This window comes from Sphingobium cupriresistens LL01, from assembly GCF_001046645.1.
In the GTDB taxonomy this organism is placed as follows: domain Bacteria; phylum Pseudomonadota; class Alphaproteobacteria; order Sphingomonadales; family Sphingomonadaceae; genus Sphingobium; species Sphingobium cupriresistens.
This window is the reverse complement of record NZ_KQ130434.1, coordinates 737,066-755,649: the sequence shown is the minus strand read 5'-3', so window position 1 is coordinate 755,649 and position 18,584 is coordinate 737,066. Positions and strand designations below refer to the sequence as shown.

The 18,584-nt window shown below is 63.8% G+C and carries 17 protein-coding genes; 16 read left to right on the top strand and 1 reads right to left on the bottom strand.

Translation table 11 applies throughout. The annotated features are described in order from the left end of the window. The first annotated feature begins 61 nt into the window (after window positions 1-61). The 11 genes from V473_RS03655 to V473_RS03605 all read left to right on the top strand — a co-directional run bounded on the left by V473_RS03655 (window position 62) and on the right by V473_RS03605 (window position 12,994). The gene (locus tag V473_RS03655) at window positions 62-1,633 is read left to right on the top strand and encodes a S1C family serine protease (protein ID WP_066600730.1); all 1,572 of its coding nucleotides are present in this window, start codon (window positions 62-64) and stop codon (window positions 1,631-1,633) included. A 183-nt stretch (window positions 1,634-1,816) separates the two neighbouring features. Continuing rightward, complete coding sequence (locus tag V473_RS03650; RefSeq protein WP_066600728.1) at window positions 1,817-2,371, top strand: F0F1 ATP synthase subunit delta; 555 nt, start codon at window positions 1,817-1,819, stop codon at window positions 2,369-2,371. 3 nt (window positions 2,372-2,374) lie between these two features. After that, entirely contained in the window at window positions 2,375-3,904 is a 1,530-nt protein-coding gene (gene atpA / locus V473_RS03645) for a F0F1 ATP synthase subunit alpha (protein WP_066600725.1), read from the top strand. Between the two features lie 53 nt (window positions 3,905-3,957). Further along, complete coding sequence (locus tag V473_RS03640; RefSeq protein ID WP_066600724.1) at window positions 3,958-4,842, top strand: F0F1 ATP synthase subunit gamma; 885 nt, start codon at window positions 3,958-3,960, stop codon at window positions 4,840-4,842. Between the two features lie 24 nt (window positions 4,843-4,866). Beyond that, the gene (gene atpD / locus V473_RS03635) at window positions 4,867-6,312 is read left to right on the top strand and encodes a F0F1 ATP synthase subunit beta (protein WP_066600722.1); all 1,446 of its coding nucleotides are present in this window, start codon (window positions 4,867-4,869) and stop codon (window positions 6,310-6,312) included. Window positions 6,313-6,476: 164 nt separating this feature from the next. Continuing rightward, the gene (locus V473_RS03630) at window positions 6,477-6,731 is read left to right on the top strand and encodes an ATP synthase F1 subunit epsilon (RefSeq protein WP_066600717.1); all 255 of its coding nucleotides are present in this window, start codon (window positions 6,477-6,479) and stop codon (window positions 6,729-6,731) included. 188 nt (window positions 6,732-6,919) lie between these two features. Then, a complete protein-coding gene (locus tag V473_RS03625) occupies window positions 6,920-8,899 on the top strand; it encodes a hypothetical protein (RefSeq protein WP_244884333.1) in 1,980 nt (659 codons plus the stop codon). Continuing rightward, window positions 8,896-9,480, top strand: coding sequence for a hypothetical protein (locus tag V473_RS03620; protein WP_066600715.1), 585 nt, complete (start codon window positions 8,896-8,898; stop codon window positions 9,478-9,480). The genes V473_RS03625 and V473_RS03620 overlap by 4 nt, the downstream gene beginning before the upstream one ends. Window positions 9,481-9,578: 98 nt before the next feature. After that, a complete protein-coding gene (locus V473_RS03615; RefSeq protein ID WP_066600713.1) occupies window positions 9,579-11,108 on the top strand; it encodes a TadA family conjugal transfer-associated ATPase in 1,530 nt (509 codons plus the stop codon). A 112-nt stretch (window positions 11,109-11,220) separates the two neighbouring features. Next, window positions 11,221-12,030: a class I SAM-dependent methyltransferase gene (locus tag V473_RS03610; protein ID WP_066600711.1), complete on the top strand. Its 810-nt coding sequence runs from the start codon at window positions 11,221-11,223 to the stop codon at window positions 12,028-12,030. Window positions 12,031-12,115: 85 nt separating this feature from the next. Then, window positions 12,116-12,994: a DMT family transporter gene (locus V473_RS03605; protein ID WP_269076441.1), complete on the top strand. Its 879-nt coding sequence runs from the start codon at window positions 12,116-12,118 to the stop codon at window positions 12,992-12,994. Here the strand turns inward: V473_RS03605 and V473_RS03600 are convergent. After that, complete coding sequence (locus tag V473_RS03600; protein ID WP_066600706.1) at window positions 12,966-13,397, bottom strand: OsmC family protein; 432 nt, start codon at window positions 13,395-13,397, stop codon at window positions 12,966-12,968. The genes V473_RS03605 and V473_RS03600 overlap by 29 nt on opposite strands. 89 nt (window positions 13,398-13,486) lie before the next feature. Here V473_RS03600 and V473_RS03595 point away from each other — a divergent pair, with 89 nt between their 5' ends. The 5 genes from V473_RS03595 (at window position 13,487) to panB (ending at window position 18,561) form a co-directional block, all read left to right on the top strand. After that, window positions 13,487-13,852 carry a PRC-barrel domain-containing protein gene (locus tag V473_RS03595; RefSeq protein ID WP_066600703.1) on the top strand — a complete coding sequence of 122 codons (366 nt, stop codon included), beginning with the start codon at window positions 13,487-13,489 and terminating at the stop codon, window positions 13,850-13,852. A gap of 189 nt (window positions 13,853-14,041) precedes the next feature. Next, the gene (locus V473_RS03590) at window positions 14,042-14,698 is read left to right on the top strand and encodes an RBBP9/YdeN family alpha/beta hydrolase (protein WP_066600702.1); all 657 of its coding nucleotides are present in this window, start codon (window positions 14,042-14,044) and stop codon (window positions 14,696-14,698) included. A 103-nt stretch (window positions 14,699-14,801) separates the two neighbouring features. After that, on the top strand, window positions 14,802-15,002 hold the full coding sequence (locus V473_RS03585) for a YezD family protein (RefSeq protein WP_066600693.1): 201 nt from the start codon (window positions 14,802-14,804) through the stop codon (window positions 15,000-15,002). 161 nt (window positions 15,003-15,163) lie between these two features. Then, window positions 15,164-17,599 (top strand): TonB-dependent receptor, encoded by a 2,436-nt coding sequence (locus V473_RS03580; protein WP_066600690.1) that lies wholly within the window; start codon window positions 15,164-15,166, stop codon window positions 17,597-17,599. 89 nt (window positions 17,600-17,688) lie between these two features. After that, complete coding sequence (panB, locus tag V473_RS03575; RefSeq protein WP_066600687.1) at window positions 17,689-18,561, top strand: 3-methyl-2-oxobutanoate hydroxymethyltransferase; 873 nt, start codon at window positions 17,689-17,691, stop codon at window positions 18,559-18,561. Window positions 18,562-18,584: the final 23 nt, after the last annotated feature.

Sequence of the window (18,584 nt, the reverse complement as noted above, 5' to 3'; positions counted from 1 at the left end):
CAAAGGCGCCGCGGCATTTCCCGATTGCGCCGCGCCCGGCATCGCATATGAATGCGCCACGATGATCGCCCTATTCCGCCGCTTCGCCCCTGCCCTAGGCTGCCTGATCGCCTTGCTTGCGCCTGCGTCGCTCCATGCCGAACAGCAGGACATCGCCGCCGCCGCACGCGGGGTCGTGCGCGTCGCGCTGGTCGCGACAGATGGATCAGACGCCTATTTCGTCGGCCATGGCAGCGGCTTTGCCGTCGCACCGGACAAGGTGCTGACCAACGCCCATGTCGTCGAACTGGCGCGCGAGGAGAAAAATCTCGTCATCGGCGTCATACCGTCGGAAGGGCGCAAGACCTATGGCGGGCGAATCATCGCCTATTCGCCGGGCAACGACCTGGCCCTGATCAAGCTGGAGGAAGGCCGCCTGCCGGTGTCGACCTTCTACGCCGGGGCCGTGACCGACGGGCAGCATGTGACCGCGATCGGCTATCCCGGCACGGTCGATCGGGCGCAGGGGCTCGGCCTCAAGCAGATGGTCGAGCCGCTCGCGACGGTGAAGACCAGTGGTAATATCTCGTCCGGCCGCGCCAGCCAGAGTTTCGACACGCTGCTGCACACCGCCCCGCTCGCGGCCGGCAACAGCGGCGGGCCGCTGACCGACGATTGCGGCCGGGTGCTGGGCGTCAACAGCTTCGGGTCGGTGTCGGACGGCAATGATGCGGAATTCGGATTCGCCGTGTCTTGGCGCGAGGTCGCCTCCTTCCTGCGCCAGGCCGGCGTTTCCTCGCTCCATACCGTCGTGCCCTGCCGCTCCATGGCGGAGGCCGACGCGGCGGAGGCCAGCATCACCCAGCGCGAATCGCAGGCGACCGAGCAGAAGAGCCGCGCCAGCGCCGACGCGCGCGAACAGGCGATAACCCGCGCCCGCGACGCCGCGGAACGCGACGTCATCACCGCGCGCGAAAATGCGATGGCGGGCGCCGCCGTCCTGCTGGCGCTCGCGGTTCTGGGCTTGGGCGCGGGCGGGCTGTTCTACACACAGGGCAAGGAAAAACAGTCGACCTGGTTCCTGGCGGGCGGCGGCGTGCTGCTGTTCGCGGCGCTGGGCCTCTTCTTCCTCAAGCCCAGCTTTGCCAGCATAGACGAGCGAGTGAAGCTGCCTGCGGACAAGTCTATCGTGGGCAACAGCGCCTTCGCCTGGAGCGGCGAGAATGTCTGCAAGATCGACCTGGCGCGCAGCAGGCTGACGATATCACAGCCCAACGATATCGGCCTCAATTGGGCGGAAGGCGGCTGCGTCAACGGCGACACCCAATATGTCGCGTCCGGCACCCTGTGGCAGCGCGCGAGCGTGCCCGACGAGGCCAATTATGTGTCCACCAGCCAGTTCGACCCGGCGACCGGCACGCTGCGGGTGCAGCGCTGGCTGCCCGATCTGGATACGATGGACAAGGCGCGCGCGCTTTTGAAGGACGAGACGGGTAAGGGGACGATCAAGGGCTGCGGCGCCGACTCCGCCCTGCTCGCCCGGATCGCCACGCTCCAGAGCGACCTTGGCGCATTGTTGCCCGCCCAGCCCAACGAGCGGATTGTCTATCATTGCCAAAAGGGACGGCTTGCCCCGGCCGATCCTGCCGAATAACCGATTCGTCGCGGCTGAAATACTCAGGCAAATAGATGCGATTTCGCACTATCGATGGAATCGCGTCACATGACTTGCATAGTCATAATCCCGCTGCTAACCGGCCGGGCAACAGGGGCACGGGACGGGATCAGACCGCGCCCTCTTTTTGCATGACCCGCAATTACGGAGGACGGCAAGCGCGTGGAGATTAACAGCGGCATTCAGGCTAGCCTCAGCGGCCGCTACGCGGTGGCGCTGTTCGATCTGGCCCGCGACGCGAACGCACTCGACACGGTGGCAGGCAGCCTGGCCGGGTTGAAGGCGGCCGTCGCCCAATCCCCCGATTTCAAGGGCCTGATCAACAGCCCCGTACTCAGCCGGGATGTAAGTGGCCAAACGATCGCCGCCGTCGCATCCTCCATGGGCACCGACCCGCTGACGACGAAATTTCTGGGCGTCCTTGCTGAGAATCGTCGGCTGGGCCAACTGCCCGCGGTCATCCGCGCCTATGAAACGCTGCTGTCGAATCACAAGGGCGAGGTCCGCGCCGAAGTAACGAGCGCCCACCCCCTGACCAAGACCCAGATGGGCGCTCTGACCAAGAGCCTGAAGGCGCGCGTCGGCCGCGACGTCATGCTCGACGCGAAGGTCGACCCCGCGATCCTGGGCGGGCTGGTCGTCAAGATCGGCAGCCAGATGATCGACAGCTCCATCCGCACACGTTTGAATACGCTCGCCCAGGCGATGAAAGGCTAAGTCATGGATATCAACGCCGCAGAAATTTCGAAGGTCATCAAGGACCAGATCGCCAATTTCGGCACCGAAGCGCAGGTCAGCGAAGTCGGTTCCGTGCTGACCGTGGGTGACGGCATCGCCCGCGTCCATGGCCTCGACAACGTCCAGGCGGGCGAAATGGTCGAGTTCGCCAACGGCGTGCAGGGCATGGCGCTCAACCTGGAAGCCGACAATGTCGGCGTCGTGATCTTCGGCTCCGACGCCGAGATCAAGGAAGGCGACACCGTCAAGCGCACCGGCACCATCGTCGACGTGCCCGTCGGCAAGGGTCTGCTGGGTCGTGTCGTGGACGGCCTGGGCAATCCGATCGACGGCAAGGGCCCGATCGTGTCCGACCAGCGTATGCGTGTCGAGCGCAAGGCGCCCGGCATCATCCCGCGCACCTCGGTCCATGAGCCGGTGCAGACCGGCCTCAAGGCGATCGACACGCTCGTCCCCGTCGGCCGCGGCCAGCGCGAACTCATCATCGGCGATCGCCAGACCGGCAAGACCGCCGTCGCCATCGACACCTTCATCAACCAGAAGGCCGCCAACGCGGGCGATGACGAGAGCAAGAAGCTCTACTGCATCTATGTCGCGATCGGCCAGAAGCGTTCGACCGTCGCACAGATCGTCAAGCAGCTCGAAGAAAATGGCGCGATGGAATATTCGATCGTCGTCGCCGCGACCGCTTCGGAACCCGCACCCCTCCAGTATCTCGCGCCCTATACCGGCGTGACCATGGGCGAATATTTCCGCGACAACGGGATGCACGCGGTCATCGTCTATGACGATCTGTCGAAGCAGGCCGTGGCCTATCGTCAGATGTCGCTGCTGCTGCGTCGTCCTCCGGGCCGCGAAGCCTATCCGGGCGACGTCTTCTATCTGCACAGCCGCCTGCTGGAGCGCGCGGCCAAGATGAACAAGGAAAACGGCTCCGGTTCGCTGACCGCGCTGCCGATCATCGAGACGCAGGCGGGCGACGTGTCGGCCTATATCCCGACCAACGTGATTTCGATCACCGACGGCCAGATCTTCCTGGAAACCAACCTCTTCTACCAGGGCATCCGTCCGGCCATCAACGTGGGCCTGTCGGTGTCGCGCGTCGGTTCCGCCGCGCAGACCAAGGCGATGAAGAAGGTATCCGGCTCGATCAAGCTGGAACTGGCCCAGTATCGCGAAATGGCCGCCTTCGCCCAGTTCGGTTCGGACCTCGACGCCTCGACCCAGAAGCTGCTGAACCGCGGCGCGCGCCTGACCGAGCTGCTCAAGCAGGGCCAGTTCTCGCCGCTGCCGTTCGAAGAGCAGACCGCGTCGATCTTCGCGGGCACCAACGGCTATCTGGACAGCGTCCCGGTCAAAGATGTGACGCGCTATGAAGAGCTGATGCTGGCCTATCTGCGCCACGACCATGCCGACGTGCTGACCACGATCCGCGACAGCAAGGATCTGGGCGACGACGCCAAGGCCAAGCTCAAGGCCGCGCTCGACAGCTTCGGCAAGACGTTTGCATAAGATATTTTTCGTCATCCCGGCGCAGGCTGGGATGACGAACTGAAGGGTTCGTCATGGCTAGCCTCAAAGAATTGAAGATCCGCATCGGGTCGGTGAAATCGACCCAGAAGATCACCAAGGCGAAGCAGATGGTCGCCGCCGCGAAACTGCGCAAGGCGCAGGCCGCGGCCGAGGCCGCCCGCCCCTATTCCAGCCGGCTGGAAGCGGTCGTCGCCAGCCTGGCGTCGAAGATCGCGGGCGGCGCCGGCGAAGGCGCGTCCCCGCTGCTCGCCGGCACTGGCAAGGACGAAGTCCATCTGCTGGTCGTCGCCAACTCCGACCGGGGCCTGGCCGGCGCGTTCAACGCCAATATCGTCAAGGCGGCGCTCGCCAAGGCACGCGCGCTGGAGCTGGACGGCAAGAAGGTGCAATTCTACCTGATCGGCCGCAAGGGGCGCCCGGTCATCAACCGCGCCTATCCGGGCAAGATCGTCGCGCAATATGACACCACCGGCGCCAAGCAGCCCGGCTATGATCAGGCGCAGGCGATCGGACAGGAACTCAGCAAGATGTTCCTCGACGGCAAGTTCGACGTCGCGCATCTCTTCTACTCGCGCTTCAAGTCCGCGCTGGCGCAGATCCCGACCGAGCAGCAGATCATCCCGGTCAAGATCCCGGCCGACGCCGACCGCAACGCCATTCCCGCCACGGTGGAATATGAGCCAAGCGAGGAAGCGATCCTGGACGATCTGTTGCCGCGCAACATCTCGATCCAGTTGTTCAAGGCGCTGCTGGAAAATAACGCATCAGAACAGGGCGCGTCGATGACCGCGATGGACAACGCAACGCGCAACGCCGGCGACCTGATCAGCAAGCTGACGATCCAGTATAACCGCAGCCGCCAGGCCGCGATCACCACCGAACTCGTCGAAATCATTTCGGGCGCGGAAGCCCTCTAAGCACACGCACGCAAGGAAGCAGTCATGGCAACCACCAACAATGTAGGCCGCATTTCGCAGGTCATCGGCGCCGTCGTCGACGTGACCTTCCCCGATGCGCTCCCGTCGATCCTCTCGGCTCTGGAAACCAGCAACAACGGCCAGCGCCTGGTGCTGGAAGTCGCTCAGCATCTGGGTGAAAACACCGTTCGCACCATCGCGATGGATTCGACCGAAGGCCTGACCCGCGGGCAGGAAGTGACCGACACCGGCGCGCAGATCAGCGTGCCCGTCGGTCCGGCCACGCTTGGCCGCATCCTCAACGTCGTTGGCGAACCCATTGACGAACGTGGCCCGGTGCAGACCGAACTGCGCTCGCCAATCCATGCCAAGGCGCCGGAATTTGTCGACCAGTCGACCGAAAGCGCGATCCTGGTCACCGGCATCAAGGTCATCGACCTTCTCGCCCCTTACGCCAAGGGCGGCAAGATCGGCCTGTTCGGCGGCGCGGGCGTGGGCAAGACGGTTCTTATTCAGGAACTGATCAACAACATCGCCAAGGGCCATGGCGGCACGTCGGTGTTCGCCGGCGTGGGTGAACGTACCCGTGAGGGCAACGATCTCTACCATGAATTTCTCGACGCGGGCGTCATCGCCAAGGATGCCGATGGCAATGCCATCACCGAAGGCTCCAAGGTTGCTCTCGTCTATGGTCAGATGAACGAGCCGCCGGGCGCCCGTGCGCGCGTCGCCCTGTCGGGCCTGACCATCGCGGAATATTTCCGCGACGTCGAAAATCAGGACGTGCTGTTCTTCGTCGACAATATTTTCCGCTTCACCCAGGCAGGCGCAGAGGTGTCCGCTCTGCTTGGCCGTATTCCTTCGGCCGTGGGCTATCAGCCGACCCTGTCGACCGACATGGGCCAGTTGCAGGAGCGCATCACCTCCACCAACAAGGGGTCGATCACCTCGGTGCAGGCCGTTTACGTTCCCGCAGACGATTTGACCGATCCGGCGCCGGCGACCAGCTTCGCGCACTTGGACGCGACGACCGTTCTCAACCGCGCCATTTCGGAGCTGGGCATCTATCCTGCGGTCGATCCGCTCGACTCCACCAGCCGCGTGCTGGAGCCGCGCACCGTGGGCCAGGAACATTATGACACCGCCCGCGCCGTCCAGTCGATCCTGCAGAAGTACAAGTCGTTGCAGGACATCATCGCCATTCTGGGCATGGACGAGCTGTCCGAAGAGGACAAGCTGACCGTCGCCCGCGCGCGCAAGATCCAGAAGTTCCTGTCGCAACCCTTCCACGTCGCCGAAGTCTTCACCGGCATCAGCGGCAAGTTCGTCCAGATCGAAGACACGGTGAAGTCGTTCAAGGCCGTGGTCGATGGCGAATATGACCATCTGCCGGAAAACGCCTTCTATATGGTCGGCGGCATCGACGAAGCGGTCGAAAAGGCCAAGAAGCTGGCTGCGGAAGCCGCGTAAAACCATCCTCTCCCTGTGGGAGAAGGACAAGCAGACTTGCCGGCTTGCCGGCTAGTCGAAGTTGGATGAGGGCGCGCAAGGCATTGCGATAGCTCTCACCCTCCCACCGCTTTGCGGCGGGCCCCTCCCTCTCCCGTTGGGAGAGGGGTTCTGAGGACTAGACAATGGCACTGCATTTCGAACTCGTAACCCCGGAAAAGCTCGTCCGCTCGGCGGAAGTCTGGCAGGTCGTGGTGCCCGGCACCGATGGCGACTTCGGCGTGCTGGAGGGTCATGCGCCCTTCATGTCAACGGTCCGCGACGGCAGCATCCAGATATTTGCGTCGGCCGGCGCCGCGCCGGAAATCATCCCGGTCGAAGGCGGCTTTGCCGAAGTGAATGAAAAGGGCCTGACGGTCCTGGCAGAAAAGGCCGGCTGACAGGCCAACTGGCCACGCATGTGCAAAAAGGGCGGCCCGTCTATACGGGCCGCCCTTTTTCGTTTCCGCCGATCGCAACGGTTAAACAGCCATTTACCCCGATCGCCTAGGCATTGGGTCGATGCGACTTTTGATAATAGCCCCTTACCCGATCCGATTCGGCCCGGCCCGCCACCATGGCGTCCGCCATGGATAGCCTGTTCGCGGCGGACATCATCGGGCTGGCCCTTGGCCTTCTGCTCGGCATCGGCTGGCTATTGCTGCCTGGCGTCGGCATCGCCAGCCTGTTTGATCGCTTCGGGGTCGATTGCGGCCGGGGTTGGGACAGGCTGAGTTGGGCGCTGCTGCTGGCGGTGACTCTGCTTCCTGCGATCGATGCTCTGCTGGTCCGGGTCGGCGGCATGGCGCTGATGGCGTGCCTGCATGGCGCGCTCGCCCTCATCGCCCTGATGCAGCCGCGCCAGTTCATGCCTGCCGGACGATCCGGTTGGATGCTCGCAGCGCCGTTCATCATGCTCTGGGCGATCGTCGTCGCCTTCGTCTTTGTCGATTTCAGCGTCGGCGGCACGCTCAACCAGTCGCTGCTTGATCTCGACCTGGTGAAACATGCCGCCGTCACTGGCGCGATCGCGCGGGAGGGGCTGCCTTTCGCCGATCCCTTCTTCGCCCGCCCCGGCTTTGTCGGCTATTATTATTATTTCTACCTCTGGCCGGCCGCGCTCCTCTGGTCCGGCGGCGGCGTCATTGACGCACGCATGGCCTTCGCTGCGGCGGATTTCTGGGCGGGCCTTGCCCTGATCGCGCTGCTGTGGCGGATTGCGGTCGATGCCCGGCTGATCCGTATCGGACGAGAACGCGCCTTTCTCAACCTCCTCCTGCTCTTCTGCGTCACCTCCGGCGCGGACCTGCTGATGATGGTCGTGCGGCTGATAGCCAGCGGCAAGATAGAGGCGCAGTCAGACTGGTGGAATACGGAGATCGTCTTCGCGCTGCGATCGACCCTGTGGGTGCCCCATCACATGACCGCGATGATCGCGGCATGGGGCGCCTTTCTGCTTCTCGCCCGCGCGCAGCATTGCGCGACGTCAGCGCGCTGGGTGCTGGCCGGCGCGGCGGGGCTGGGCATCGCCACCTGCTTCGGCTCCTCGGTCTGGATCATGATCACCGCCGCACCCATCCTCGTCGGCTGGGGCGTCCTTGCCCTGCGGCGCCGCGAACCGCTGCTCCCGGTGGCCGGGCTGGTCGCACTGGTCGCCGCGTCGGTGCAATTGTCCGACCTCCTCAGCTATCGCCACGACAGCGGATTGCCGATCGCGTTTGCCGTCCGCCCCTTCACCGTGCTGCTGCCCGAAGGCGGCGGCTGGATCTGGCTTCACCTCGCGCTGTTGCCGTTCAACTATGCGATGGAGTTTGGCATCTTCCTTTGGGGCACGATCGGCTGGTTGCGGTCGCGCCGCTTCGACCGGCGCGAGCCGGTGCAGATGCTGCTGCTGGCGAGCGCAGCCTGCTCGCTGCTCATCGCCAGCTTCCTCAAATCCACGATCATCAACAACGATCTGGCCTGGCGCTCGATCTGGTTCGCCCAGTGCGCCGCGATGCTGTGGACTGCCGCCTGGCTGCAGGGGCCGACCCCGACATTGCGCGGCCAGCCGTTGACCTTCCGCCTGCTGCTGGCGCTAGGGATCGCAGCCGTCGTCTGGGACGTGGTCGGCCTGCGTCTGATCCGGCCGCCCTGGTTCCGTACCTCGTTCAGCGAGTTGATCAGCCCGCGCGCCGATGACGACGACCAGCGGCGGGTCTATGAACGGGCCGCCCGCCTGCTCCCCGCCAACGCCGTGATCCAGCATAATCCCGCGCTCCATCGGCGCATCTTTAATTTCGGCCTCTATGGCGTGCAGCGCACCGGCGTCGCGGATCGGGAAGCCAATCTGTTCGGCGCATCCCAGGATGCCGTCCAGCGGCGCATCGCCCGGCTGCGGCCGATTTTCGAAACGGCGCTCAATCCCCAAGACATGCGGCGCCGGGCGCAGGCCGAGGGAATCGACCATCTGCTCTTCGCGTCGGTCGATCCGATCTGGCGCGCGGACGGCGGCCCGCCGGTTGGCCTGCGCTGCCGGATCAGGGAGCCGCTCGCGTGTCTCGTATCGGTCAAGGATATCGGATCATGACGGAAACTCTGCGTCGTCTGGGCGGCTTGGCCCTCATCTATCTGCTGGTGCTGATCGGCGGTTTCCTCCTCTATCTGGCGCTGATCGCGTCGCCGCTGCTAGGCGCGATCCCGCTGCTCTTCTACCGCGGCGTGCTGATCGCCTTCATCGGCGCGTTGCTGCTGGGCCTGTTGCTGGCGATCGCGGCGCGGCGCATAACCGCGCTCGACCTGTCCACCGGGGTCGGCGCTGTCGCGCTCTCGCTGGCGTTTAACATCAGTTTCCTGATCGTCTTCCCGGTCACGTTCGACCGATCGATCACCATGTTTCTGCTGGCCCGAATCGAGCGGCAGGACGGCCAATTGACGCCGCCCATGCTGGAGAAACTGTTCGTGCGCGAATATCTGGGCGATCTGCATCAGATCGATCGGCGGATGAGCGAACAGACGCTGTCGGGGAATATCGTCCAGCATGACGATGGCCGCATCGCCTTGACGCCGCAGGGCCGCCGACTGCTGTCGAGCGCACGGCGGATCGGCAGTTGGTTTGCGGCCGATCCGCGCTTCGTGACAGCGCCGCAGCCTGCTCCGCCGCGCCATTAGGCATTTATCAAAGTTTCCAGCTTATTCACCTTCATCATCCCAAGGACCGGTCCCCATCCTTTCGACCGGGCCTGTCGCGAACATAGTGGCGGAGAAATATGAGCGCCTTTGGACGGAAAAATGGACCCGCCGGCATCAAGCCCGGCTTTGGCGTTGCCCGCCCGATGCAGGGCGGCAGCCCGAAAGATGAAGCCCCGCGCGGCGGCGACCAGTTCCCGCCCCTGGACATCGCGTCGCTGCCGGGCGAAGTCCCCTTCGACCCGTTGGCGGCCCCAACCAGCCAGATGCAGCGCAATTCCGACGCGATGGCCCGCCTGTCGGACCGCGCCAATGCCGAACATGTGCCCGACGCCGGGCCGCAGGGATTTGAAGCGAGCGTCCACAAGATCAAGGAGCAGGTGCTGCCCCGCCTGCTGGAGCGCGTCGACCCGGAAGCTGCGGCGACACTGACCAAGGATGAACTGGCGGAGGAATTCCGCCCGATCATCATGGAAGTGCTGGCGGAACTTAAGCTGACGCTCAACCGCCGCGAACAGTTCGCGCTGGAAAAGGTGCTGGTCGACGAATTGCTGGGCCTTGGCCCGCTCGAAGAATTGCTGAACGATCCGGACATCACCGACATCATGGTGAACGGGCCGGAACAGACCTATATCGAAAAGAAGGGCAAGCTGGTCATCGCCCCGATCAAGTTCCGCGACGAGGAGCATCTGTTCCAGATCGCGCAGCGGATCGTGAACAAGGTCGGCCGCCGCGTCGACCAGACCACGCCGCTGGCCGACGCCCGCCTGCCCGATGGTTCGCGCGTCAACGTGATCGTGCCGCCGCTCAGTCTGAAAGGCACGGCGATATCGATTCGTAAATTCTCCGCCAAGCCGATCACCATCGACATGCTCGCCCAATGGGGCGCGATGAGCCCGAAGATGGCGACGGCGCTGAAGATCGCTGGCGCGTGCCGCTTCAACGTGGTCATTTCGGGCGGTACGGGGTCTGGCAAGACGACGATGCTCAATGCCCTGTCGAAGATGATCGATCCGGGCGAGCGCGTGCTGACGATCGAGGACGCGGCGGAGCTGCGTCTGCAACAACCGCACTGGCTGCCGCTGGAAACGCGCCCGCCCAACCTGGAAGGCCATGGCGCGATCACCATCGGCGATCTGGTCAAGAACGCCCTGCGTATGCGGCCCGACCGCATCATCCTGGGCGAAATTCGTGGCGCGGAATGTTTCGATCTGCTCGCCGCGATGAACACTGGCCATGACGGGTCCATGTGTACGCTCCACGCCAATAGCCCACGCGAATGTCTGGGCCGTATGGAAAACATGATCCTGATGGGCGACATCAAGATCCCCAAGGAAGCCATTTCCAAACAGATCGCCGATTCGGTCGACCTCATCATCCAGGTGAAGCGCCTGCGTGACGGGTCGCGTCGCATCACCAACGTCACCGAAGTGATCGGCATGGAAGGCGACGTCATCGTCACCCAGGAACTGTTCAAATTCGAATATCATGATGAGGATGACAGCGGGAAGATCATCGGCGAATATCGTTCGATGGGCCTGCGTCCCTATACGCTCGACAAGGCGCGCATGTTCGGCTTCGACCAGCCGTTCCTGGAAGCCTGTCTTTGACAGGCTGGCTGGAAGATTATGTGGCTGGCGGGGATTTGTCCCCGCCGCCCTCTTGCGCCCGGCGCAAGGGACCGGCACATCACCCTCTCCCTGAAAAGAGAGGATGCCCCCGATGAATCGTCTCGCCCGCGTTGCCCTGTTGCTGACCGGCCTTGCCATGCCGCTGCTGCCGCTCGCCGCGCAACATGCCGATCACGCCGCCCACCAGGCGGATCCGATCGCCGCCGCCGTCGCTGCGCCCAGCCGCACGCCCAAAAATGTCGCCCGCGACCCATATCGCCACCCGGCCGAAACGCTCGCCTTCTTCGGTGTGACACCGAGTCAGACAGTTGTGGAATATAGCCCAAGCGGCGGCTGGTACAGCGAAGTCCTGGCGCCGCTGCTGCGCGACCATGGCACTTTCTATGCGCTCCAGCCCACCGGCCGCTATCTGGACGGCTACAAGAGCTTCCTCGCCGCCAATCCGGTCGCCTATGACAAGGTGAAGCTGGTCGCCCATCCCGAAGAGGCCGCCAGCATTCCGGCCGGCAGCGTCGACACCGTGCTGACCTTCCGCAACGTCCATAACATGGTCATGGCCGGGAGCGAGGCCGCGACCTTCAAGGCGTTTTTCGACATGCTCAAGCCCGGCGGTACGCTGGGCGTGGTCGATCATCGCCTGCCCGAAGATCGCGACAGCGCGCTGGAAAAGAGCAGCGGCTATCTGAAAGTCTCCACCATCCGCCGCATCGCGCAGGCCGCCGGCTTCGACTATGTCGGCGCGTCCGAAGTGAACGCCAATCCCAAGGATACGGCCGACTGGCCCAAGGGCGTATGGACCTTGCCGCCGGTGCTCAGCCAGAAGGATGTCGACAAGGACAAATATCTGGCCATCGGCGAAAGCGACCGGATGACGCTGAAATTCCGCAAGCCGGTTAAATAAGCAAAGGCCCGGTTGCGTCACGGCGCAACCGGGCTAAGGCGGCGGCGTGACCGCATCTGTCCGTCCCCATCGCCCGCTTTTCGCCATCGGGCTGCGCCTGATCGCCGTGCTGTGCCTGTCGGTGATGTTCGTGACCGTGCGGGTGGCGAGCGAACATGGCGTCCATGTCGTCGAATCGCTCTTTTATCGGCAGGCGCTGGCGCTGCCTATGATCCTCCTGTGGGTCGCGCTGGCGGGCGGCCTGCGCACCGTGCGCACCCGGCGGATCGGCGTCCATGCCAGCCGCATGATGCTGGGCCTGACGGGGATGCTGCTCAATTTCCTGTCCTACATCCTGCTGCCACCCGCCGAAGCCGCAACGATCGGCTTCACCATGCCGATCTTCGGCACGATATTGTCGGCGCTGATCTTGCGGGAAGCGACCGGCATCCATCGCTGGGCCGCGGTGCTGGTCGGCTTCCTCGGCGTGCTGGTGATCGTTCGACCCGACGCAGGCCATTTCCCGATCCAGGGCGTCGCGGTCGCCATCGCCGCCGCGCTGGTGACCGCCAGCGTCAGCCTGGTGCTGCGTGAATTGGGCCGGACCGAAGCGGCGGGCGTCGTCGTGTTCTGGTTCACCATCCTGTCCATGATCCCGCTGGGCATCGCCATGCCCTTCGTCGCGCAAGCGCATGATGCGCTGACATGGGGATTGCTGATGTTGATCGGCCTGTTCGGCGGCATCGCGCAACTGTGCCTGACCGCCGCCCTGCGCTGGGCGCCGGTGTCGGTGGTGCTGCCGATGGATTATACGACGATCATCTGGACCAGCCTGCTGGGCGTGGCGATCGGCGAGAATTGGCCAATGGCGACCACTTGGGCCGGCGCGGCGCTGATCGTGGTCAGCGGCCTCTATATCGCCTGGCGCGAACATATCCGCGCCAGGCGTCCGGTCGTCAGTTCAGCAGTTCCGCCTCAAGGCTGATATCGGCCTTCAGCAACTTGGAGATCGGGCAATTCGCCTTGGCTTTGCCCGCCAGTTCCTGAAAGGTCGCATCGTCCGTGCCGGGGATGGTCGCCTTGAGCGTCAGCTTGCTCGCGGTCACGGCGAAACCGTCGTCCAGCTTCTCCAGCGTCACGACCGCTGTCGTCTCCATCTTCTCGGCCGTCAAACCGGCTTCGCCCAGGATCAGCGACAGCGCCATGGTAAAGCAGGAGGCGTGGGCGGCGGCGATCAATTCCTCCGGGTTGCTGCCCGGCTGTCCTTCGAAGCGCGTCGCAAAACCATAGGGATAGGCGTCCAGCGCGCCGCTCTGGGTAGAGATGGCGCCCTTCCCGTCCTTCAGGCCGCCCGTCCAGACTGCCGAACCGCTGCGATTGATTTTCATGGGCGATGCTCCTTGTGATGAGCCAAAGGAACCCCAGCGGTCCCCCATGGTTGCATCATCATAGCGTCATTTCTCACAGGAGCATGACAATGACTGACCTGACTATCGAAAATCATGGCGACCTTATCGCCTCCGACCGGGTCGAAGGCACCGCCGTCTATAACCGCCAGGGCGAACGCCTGGGCAAGATCTCCAACTTCATGGTGGACAAGCGCAACGGCCAGGTGCGTTACGCTGTGCTGTCCTTCGGCGGCTTTCTGGGCATGGGGCACGACCATTATCCCCTGCCCTGGTCGATGCTGGCCTATGACACCGGCCAGCATGGCTATGTCGTCGATCTCGACAAGCAACTGCTCGAAAATGCCCCACGTTATGGTGCGGACCAGCGTCCCGATTATGACGACGGCTATGGTCGCAACGTCTACCAATATTATGGCCTGATCTACCCCTGGTAAGGCGTCCTGAGGCGTGACCGATCGGCCGGGCCGGCATCATGCCGGCCCGGCCGCATTGCTGTTGACGATCCCGCTGTGATGGCGTCTTTCCGGCTGCCTAGATTTCACCACATTTCGCCGCTTGCCTATTGTCTACCAGATTAATAGAATTATTGTCGGAGCCTCGATAGCAAGGATGAGGATCAGACCATGGAGCGATTCGGTTTTTCGGGTGACACGCGCCAACCGGTCGTGCTGACCATCCCCGGCCTCAACAATAGCGGGCCGGGCCACTGGCAGACAATCTGGGAAGACACGCGCGGCGATTGCGAGCGGGTGGACCTTGGCAGCTGGGCCAGCCCCAACCGCAATGCCTGGGTGACGCGGCTCGACGCCGCCATCCGCGAAGCGAACGGACCGGTCATATTGGCGGCGCACAGCCTGGGCTGCCTGGCCGTCGCCTGGTGGGGCGCCTTACAAAGCCAGGCCTATGGCTGGCCGGTGACCGGCGCGCTGCTGGTCGCGCCGCCCGATTGCGACCGGATGGAAACGCCAGAGACGATCGGCGGATTCGGCCCAACACCCCGCGCGCAACTGCCCTTCCCCTCGATCCTGGTGGGCAGTCGCGACGATCCCTATATCTTCTTCGAACGCGCCCATAGCATTGGCAAATATTGGGGCAGCCAATTTGTCGATGCCGGTCATGCCGGCCACATCAACGCCCAGTCGGGTTTGGGCGACTGGCAGTTCGGGCAATGCTTGCTCGAACGGCTGATCGACAATGCGCAGGAACAGGCGTCGGCCATGCGCCAGATGCGCCCGGCGCTGCCCATGGCGCAGGCTGTGCGCCCGACGCTGCATCCCTAAAGCTCACCCCACAGGGGCGCGACAAGGCAAACTTGCGCGCCCCTAATATTTGCTTTTTTGTCTATCTTTACAGTTGAGATATTAGACGGAACCAGAGGTGCCCATGAGCGAACATAAACCCATCGAACTCCGCCACGCCCGCATCGACGGCGCTCGCCCGGAGCTGCGTCCCGACGTCGTCGCCAGCGTCGACAAGGTGCGCAGCGTGCTGGAGGCGCTGCGTTTTGGATCGATCACGCTGACCGTGCATGACGCGCGGGTGGTCCAGATCGACGTGACGGAAAAGACCCGCCTGACCAACTGAGCGATCAGGCGGGGGCGAAACGGAATTTCGGGCTGCGACAAGCGGTCCAGGCGGCAGGGGGTGAGCCGCATTGCCATTTCATCCCTTATTATCGGCTTTGACCGGACGACCGGAAACGCCGCGATCAGAAACCACCGGACAGCCGGATAAAGGGGAATATCATGATTGCGCGTTTTCTGTTGCTCGCGAGCGTCGCGGGCGTTTCCATCATCACGCCCGGCGCCTTCGCGCAAGATGCGGTTCAGCCGGCCGCCGGTGACGTCCAGCAACCCAATGTGCGCGGCGAAGTGATCGTCGTCACCGCCCGTCGCCGACAGGAAACCGCGCAGGAAGTGCCGCTTGCCATTTCCGTCGTGAAGGGCGACAGCATCGAGGCGACGGGCAATTTCAACATCGTGAAGCTGCAACAGCTCGCCCCCACCTTGCAGGTCTATACCACCAACCCGCGCAACACGTCGGTCAACATCCGCGGCCTGGGCGTGCCGTTCGGCCTGACCAGCGACGGCTTCGAACAGGGCGTCGGCATCTATGTCGACGATGTCTATAACAGCCGCGTCGCCGCCGCGACCTTCGACTTTCTGGATGTAGCCCAGGTCGAAGTGCTGCGCGGGCCGCAGGGCACGCTCTATGGCAAGAACACGACGGCCGGCGCGATCAACATCACGACCAACCAGCCGACCTTCGATTTCGAAGGGCGCGCCGAACTGACCGTGGGCAACCTCAATTACAAGCAGGCCAAGGCCGCCGTGTCCGGTCCGCTGACCGACACGATCGCCGCCCGCATCGCGATCGCCGCGACCACCCGCCGCGGCACGCTCTACAATGTCACCAGCCAGCGCTGGATCAACGAACAGGATAATTTGGGCATTCGCGGCCAATTGCTGTTCAAGCCCAATGACGATTTCAGCATCACCCTGTCGGGCGACTATAGCAAGCAGGACCCGGAATGTTGCGGCACGACCTTCGTGCGCGTCGGCAAGACCCAGCGCGCGCTCGCCCGCCAATATGATGCGCTGGCCGTCGCGCAAAATTATGTCGCGCCCAGCCGCAACCCCTATGATCGCCTGAGCGACCTCGATTCCAACCTGAATGCGGGCAACAAGATCGGCGGCGTGTCGGCCAAGGCGGTCTGGAATGTCGGCCCCGGCACGTTGACGTCCGTCACCGCCTGGCGCTTCTGGGATTGGAAGCCGGAAAATGACCGCGACTTCACCGGCCTGTCGATCGTCGCCAAATCGCAAAACCCGTCGCAGCAGGACCAGTATAGCCAGGAATTTCGCTACAATTACGAAAGCGAGAAGGTCGATTTCGTCGTCGGCCTGTTCGGCTTCAAGCAGCGGATCGACACCCAGGGCACCGAACAGCAGGGCAGCGCCGCCAGCCAATGGAGCCTGACCGGCGCGCTGGCGAACGATCCCAGCGTCCTGGAAGGGCTGACCGCCAGCAACACCCAATGGCTCAAAAGCACCAGCGTCGCGCTGTTCGGGCAGGTCAGCTGGAAGGCGACCGACGCGCTGACGATCCAGCCGGGCGCGCGCCTCAACTATGACAAGAAGTCGGGCTTTTACGAACGCATCGTCACCAATGGCGCCGGTGCAATCATCAGTTGCACCCCCACGCCTGCCGCCGGATCGGTGCTGGCCGCCCAGTGCGGCGTCTATCAGCCGCAGGTCAGCGCGCCGTCAGACAGCGCGTGGAACTTCACCTATGATCTCAACGTCAATTACAAGGTCGCCCGCGACGTCCTCGCCTATGCGACCTACGCCAAGAGCTTCAAGACGCTGGGCATCAACCAGAACGGCCTGCCGCTCAACGCCGACAATACAGTCAATTACGACGCCGGCACGGTGAAGCCGGAATCGGTCAACCATTATGAAATTGGCCTGAAGACGCAGTTCTGGGATCGCCGGGCGACCTTCAACCTCTCCGCCTTCCGCACCGACATCAAGAATTTCCAGGCGACGGTGAATGGCGGTCAGTTCGGGACGGTGCGCGGCTATCTCGCCAATGCGGAAAGGGTGCGCTCGCAGGGGATCGAGGCGGACTTCAAGATCGTCGCCAGCAACCGTTTCACCGCCTATGCCAATGCCGCCTATACCGACGCCCAATATAAGAAGTTCACCAACGCCCCCTGCCCGCCCGAATTGTCGGGCGGCACGTTGCAGCCTTCGGGACAGCCGGCGGATTATTCGCAGCCGGGCGTCCCCGGCGCGCTCAGCCCGCGCCAGTGCGACATTTCCGGCCAGACCCTGCCCGGCGTGTCGAAATGGGCCTTCTCCTACGGCGCAGAATATAACATTCCGGTCACGCTGCTGGCGAAGGAAGGCCAGGCCTATCTGGGCGTGGACGGCAATTACCGTTCCCATTGGAACAGCAACGCCTCGCCGTCCATCTATACCGACGTGAAGGGCTATGCCCTCACCAACTTCCGCGCCGGGTTCCGCGGCGAAGGGTTCGACATCTTCGGCTGGGTCCGCAACGCCTTCGACGTCGACTATATCGAAAATCTGCAGGTCGCGCCGGGCAACACCGGCCTGATCGCCGGCCAGGTCGGCGATCCGCAGACCTGGGGCGGCACGATCAAAGTTTCGTTCTGACCATGACGGCGCGAGCCGGGTCGGCGCGTCATACCGCTCCGGCCCGTCTGGCATTTGCGCCCCGCGCCACGCTGCGGTAGAGCGCGTCCATGTCCACGACCTTCACGATCGACACCGCGACCAGCCGCGCCAACCCCACGCCCGCGCCGATGAAGCGCCTGACCGTGCCCGCCATCCAGCGGCGCAAGTTCGAGGGGAAGACCGCCGAACCGCTGGTCATGCTGACCGCCTATACCGCGCGCCAGGCGCAGTTGCTCGACCCGCATTGCGACATGCTGCTGGTCGGTGATTCGCTGGGTCAGGTGATTTACGGCCTGCCCTCCACCCTCGCCGTCACGCCCGACATGATGATCGCCCATGGCGCGGCGGTGGTGCGCGGCAGCTATCACAGCGTCGTGCTGGTCGACATGCCGTTCGGCAGCTATGAATCCTCGCCCCAACAGGCCTTCGCCAGCGCCAGCCGGATAATGGCGGAAACCGGCTGCGCCGCCGTCAAGCTGGAGGGTGGCGAGGCGATGGCGGACACGATTTCCTTCCTCAGCCAGCGCGGCATCCCGGTGATGGCGCATATCGGCCTGACGCCGCAGGCGGTGAACGCGCTGGGCGGCTATGGCGCGCGCGGCAAGAGCCAGCAGGAACATGCCAAGATCATGGCCGACGCGCGCGCCGTGGCGCAGGCCGGCGCCTTCGCCATGGTGCTGGAAGGGGTGATGGAGGAACTGGCGGTCGCCATCACCGACAGCGTCGACGTGCCGGTGATCGGCATCGGCGCATCGGCCCATTGCGACGGGCAGGTGCTGGTGACCGAAGATATGTTGGGCATGTTCGATCGGGTGCCGCGCTTCGTCAAACGCTATGAGAATATCGCCCAGACCATCGACGGCGCGGCCGCCCGCTACGCCGCCGAAGTGCGGGCCCGCAGCTTTCCCACCGACGATCAGGTGTATCGGCCTAAAATCTAATTGGCCAAAATTTGATTTGCCTG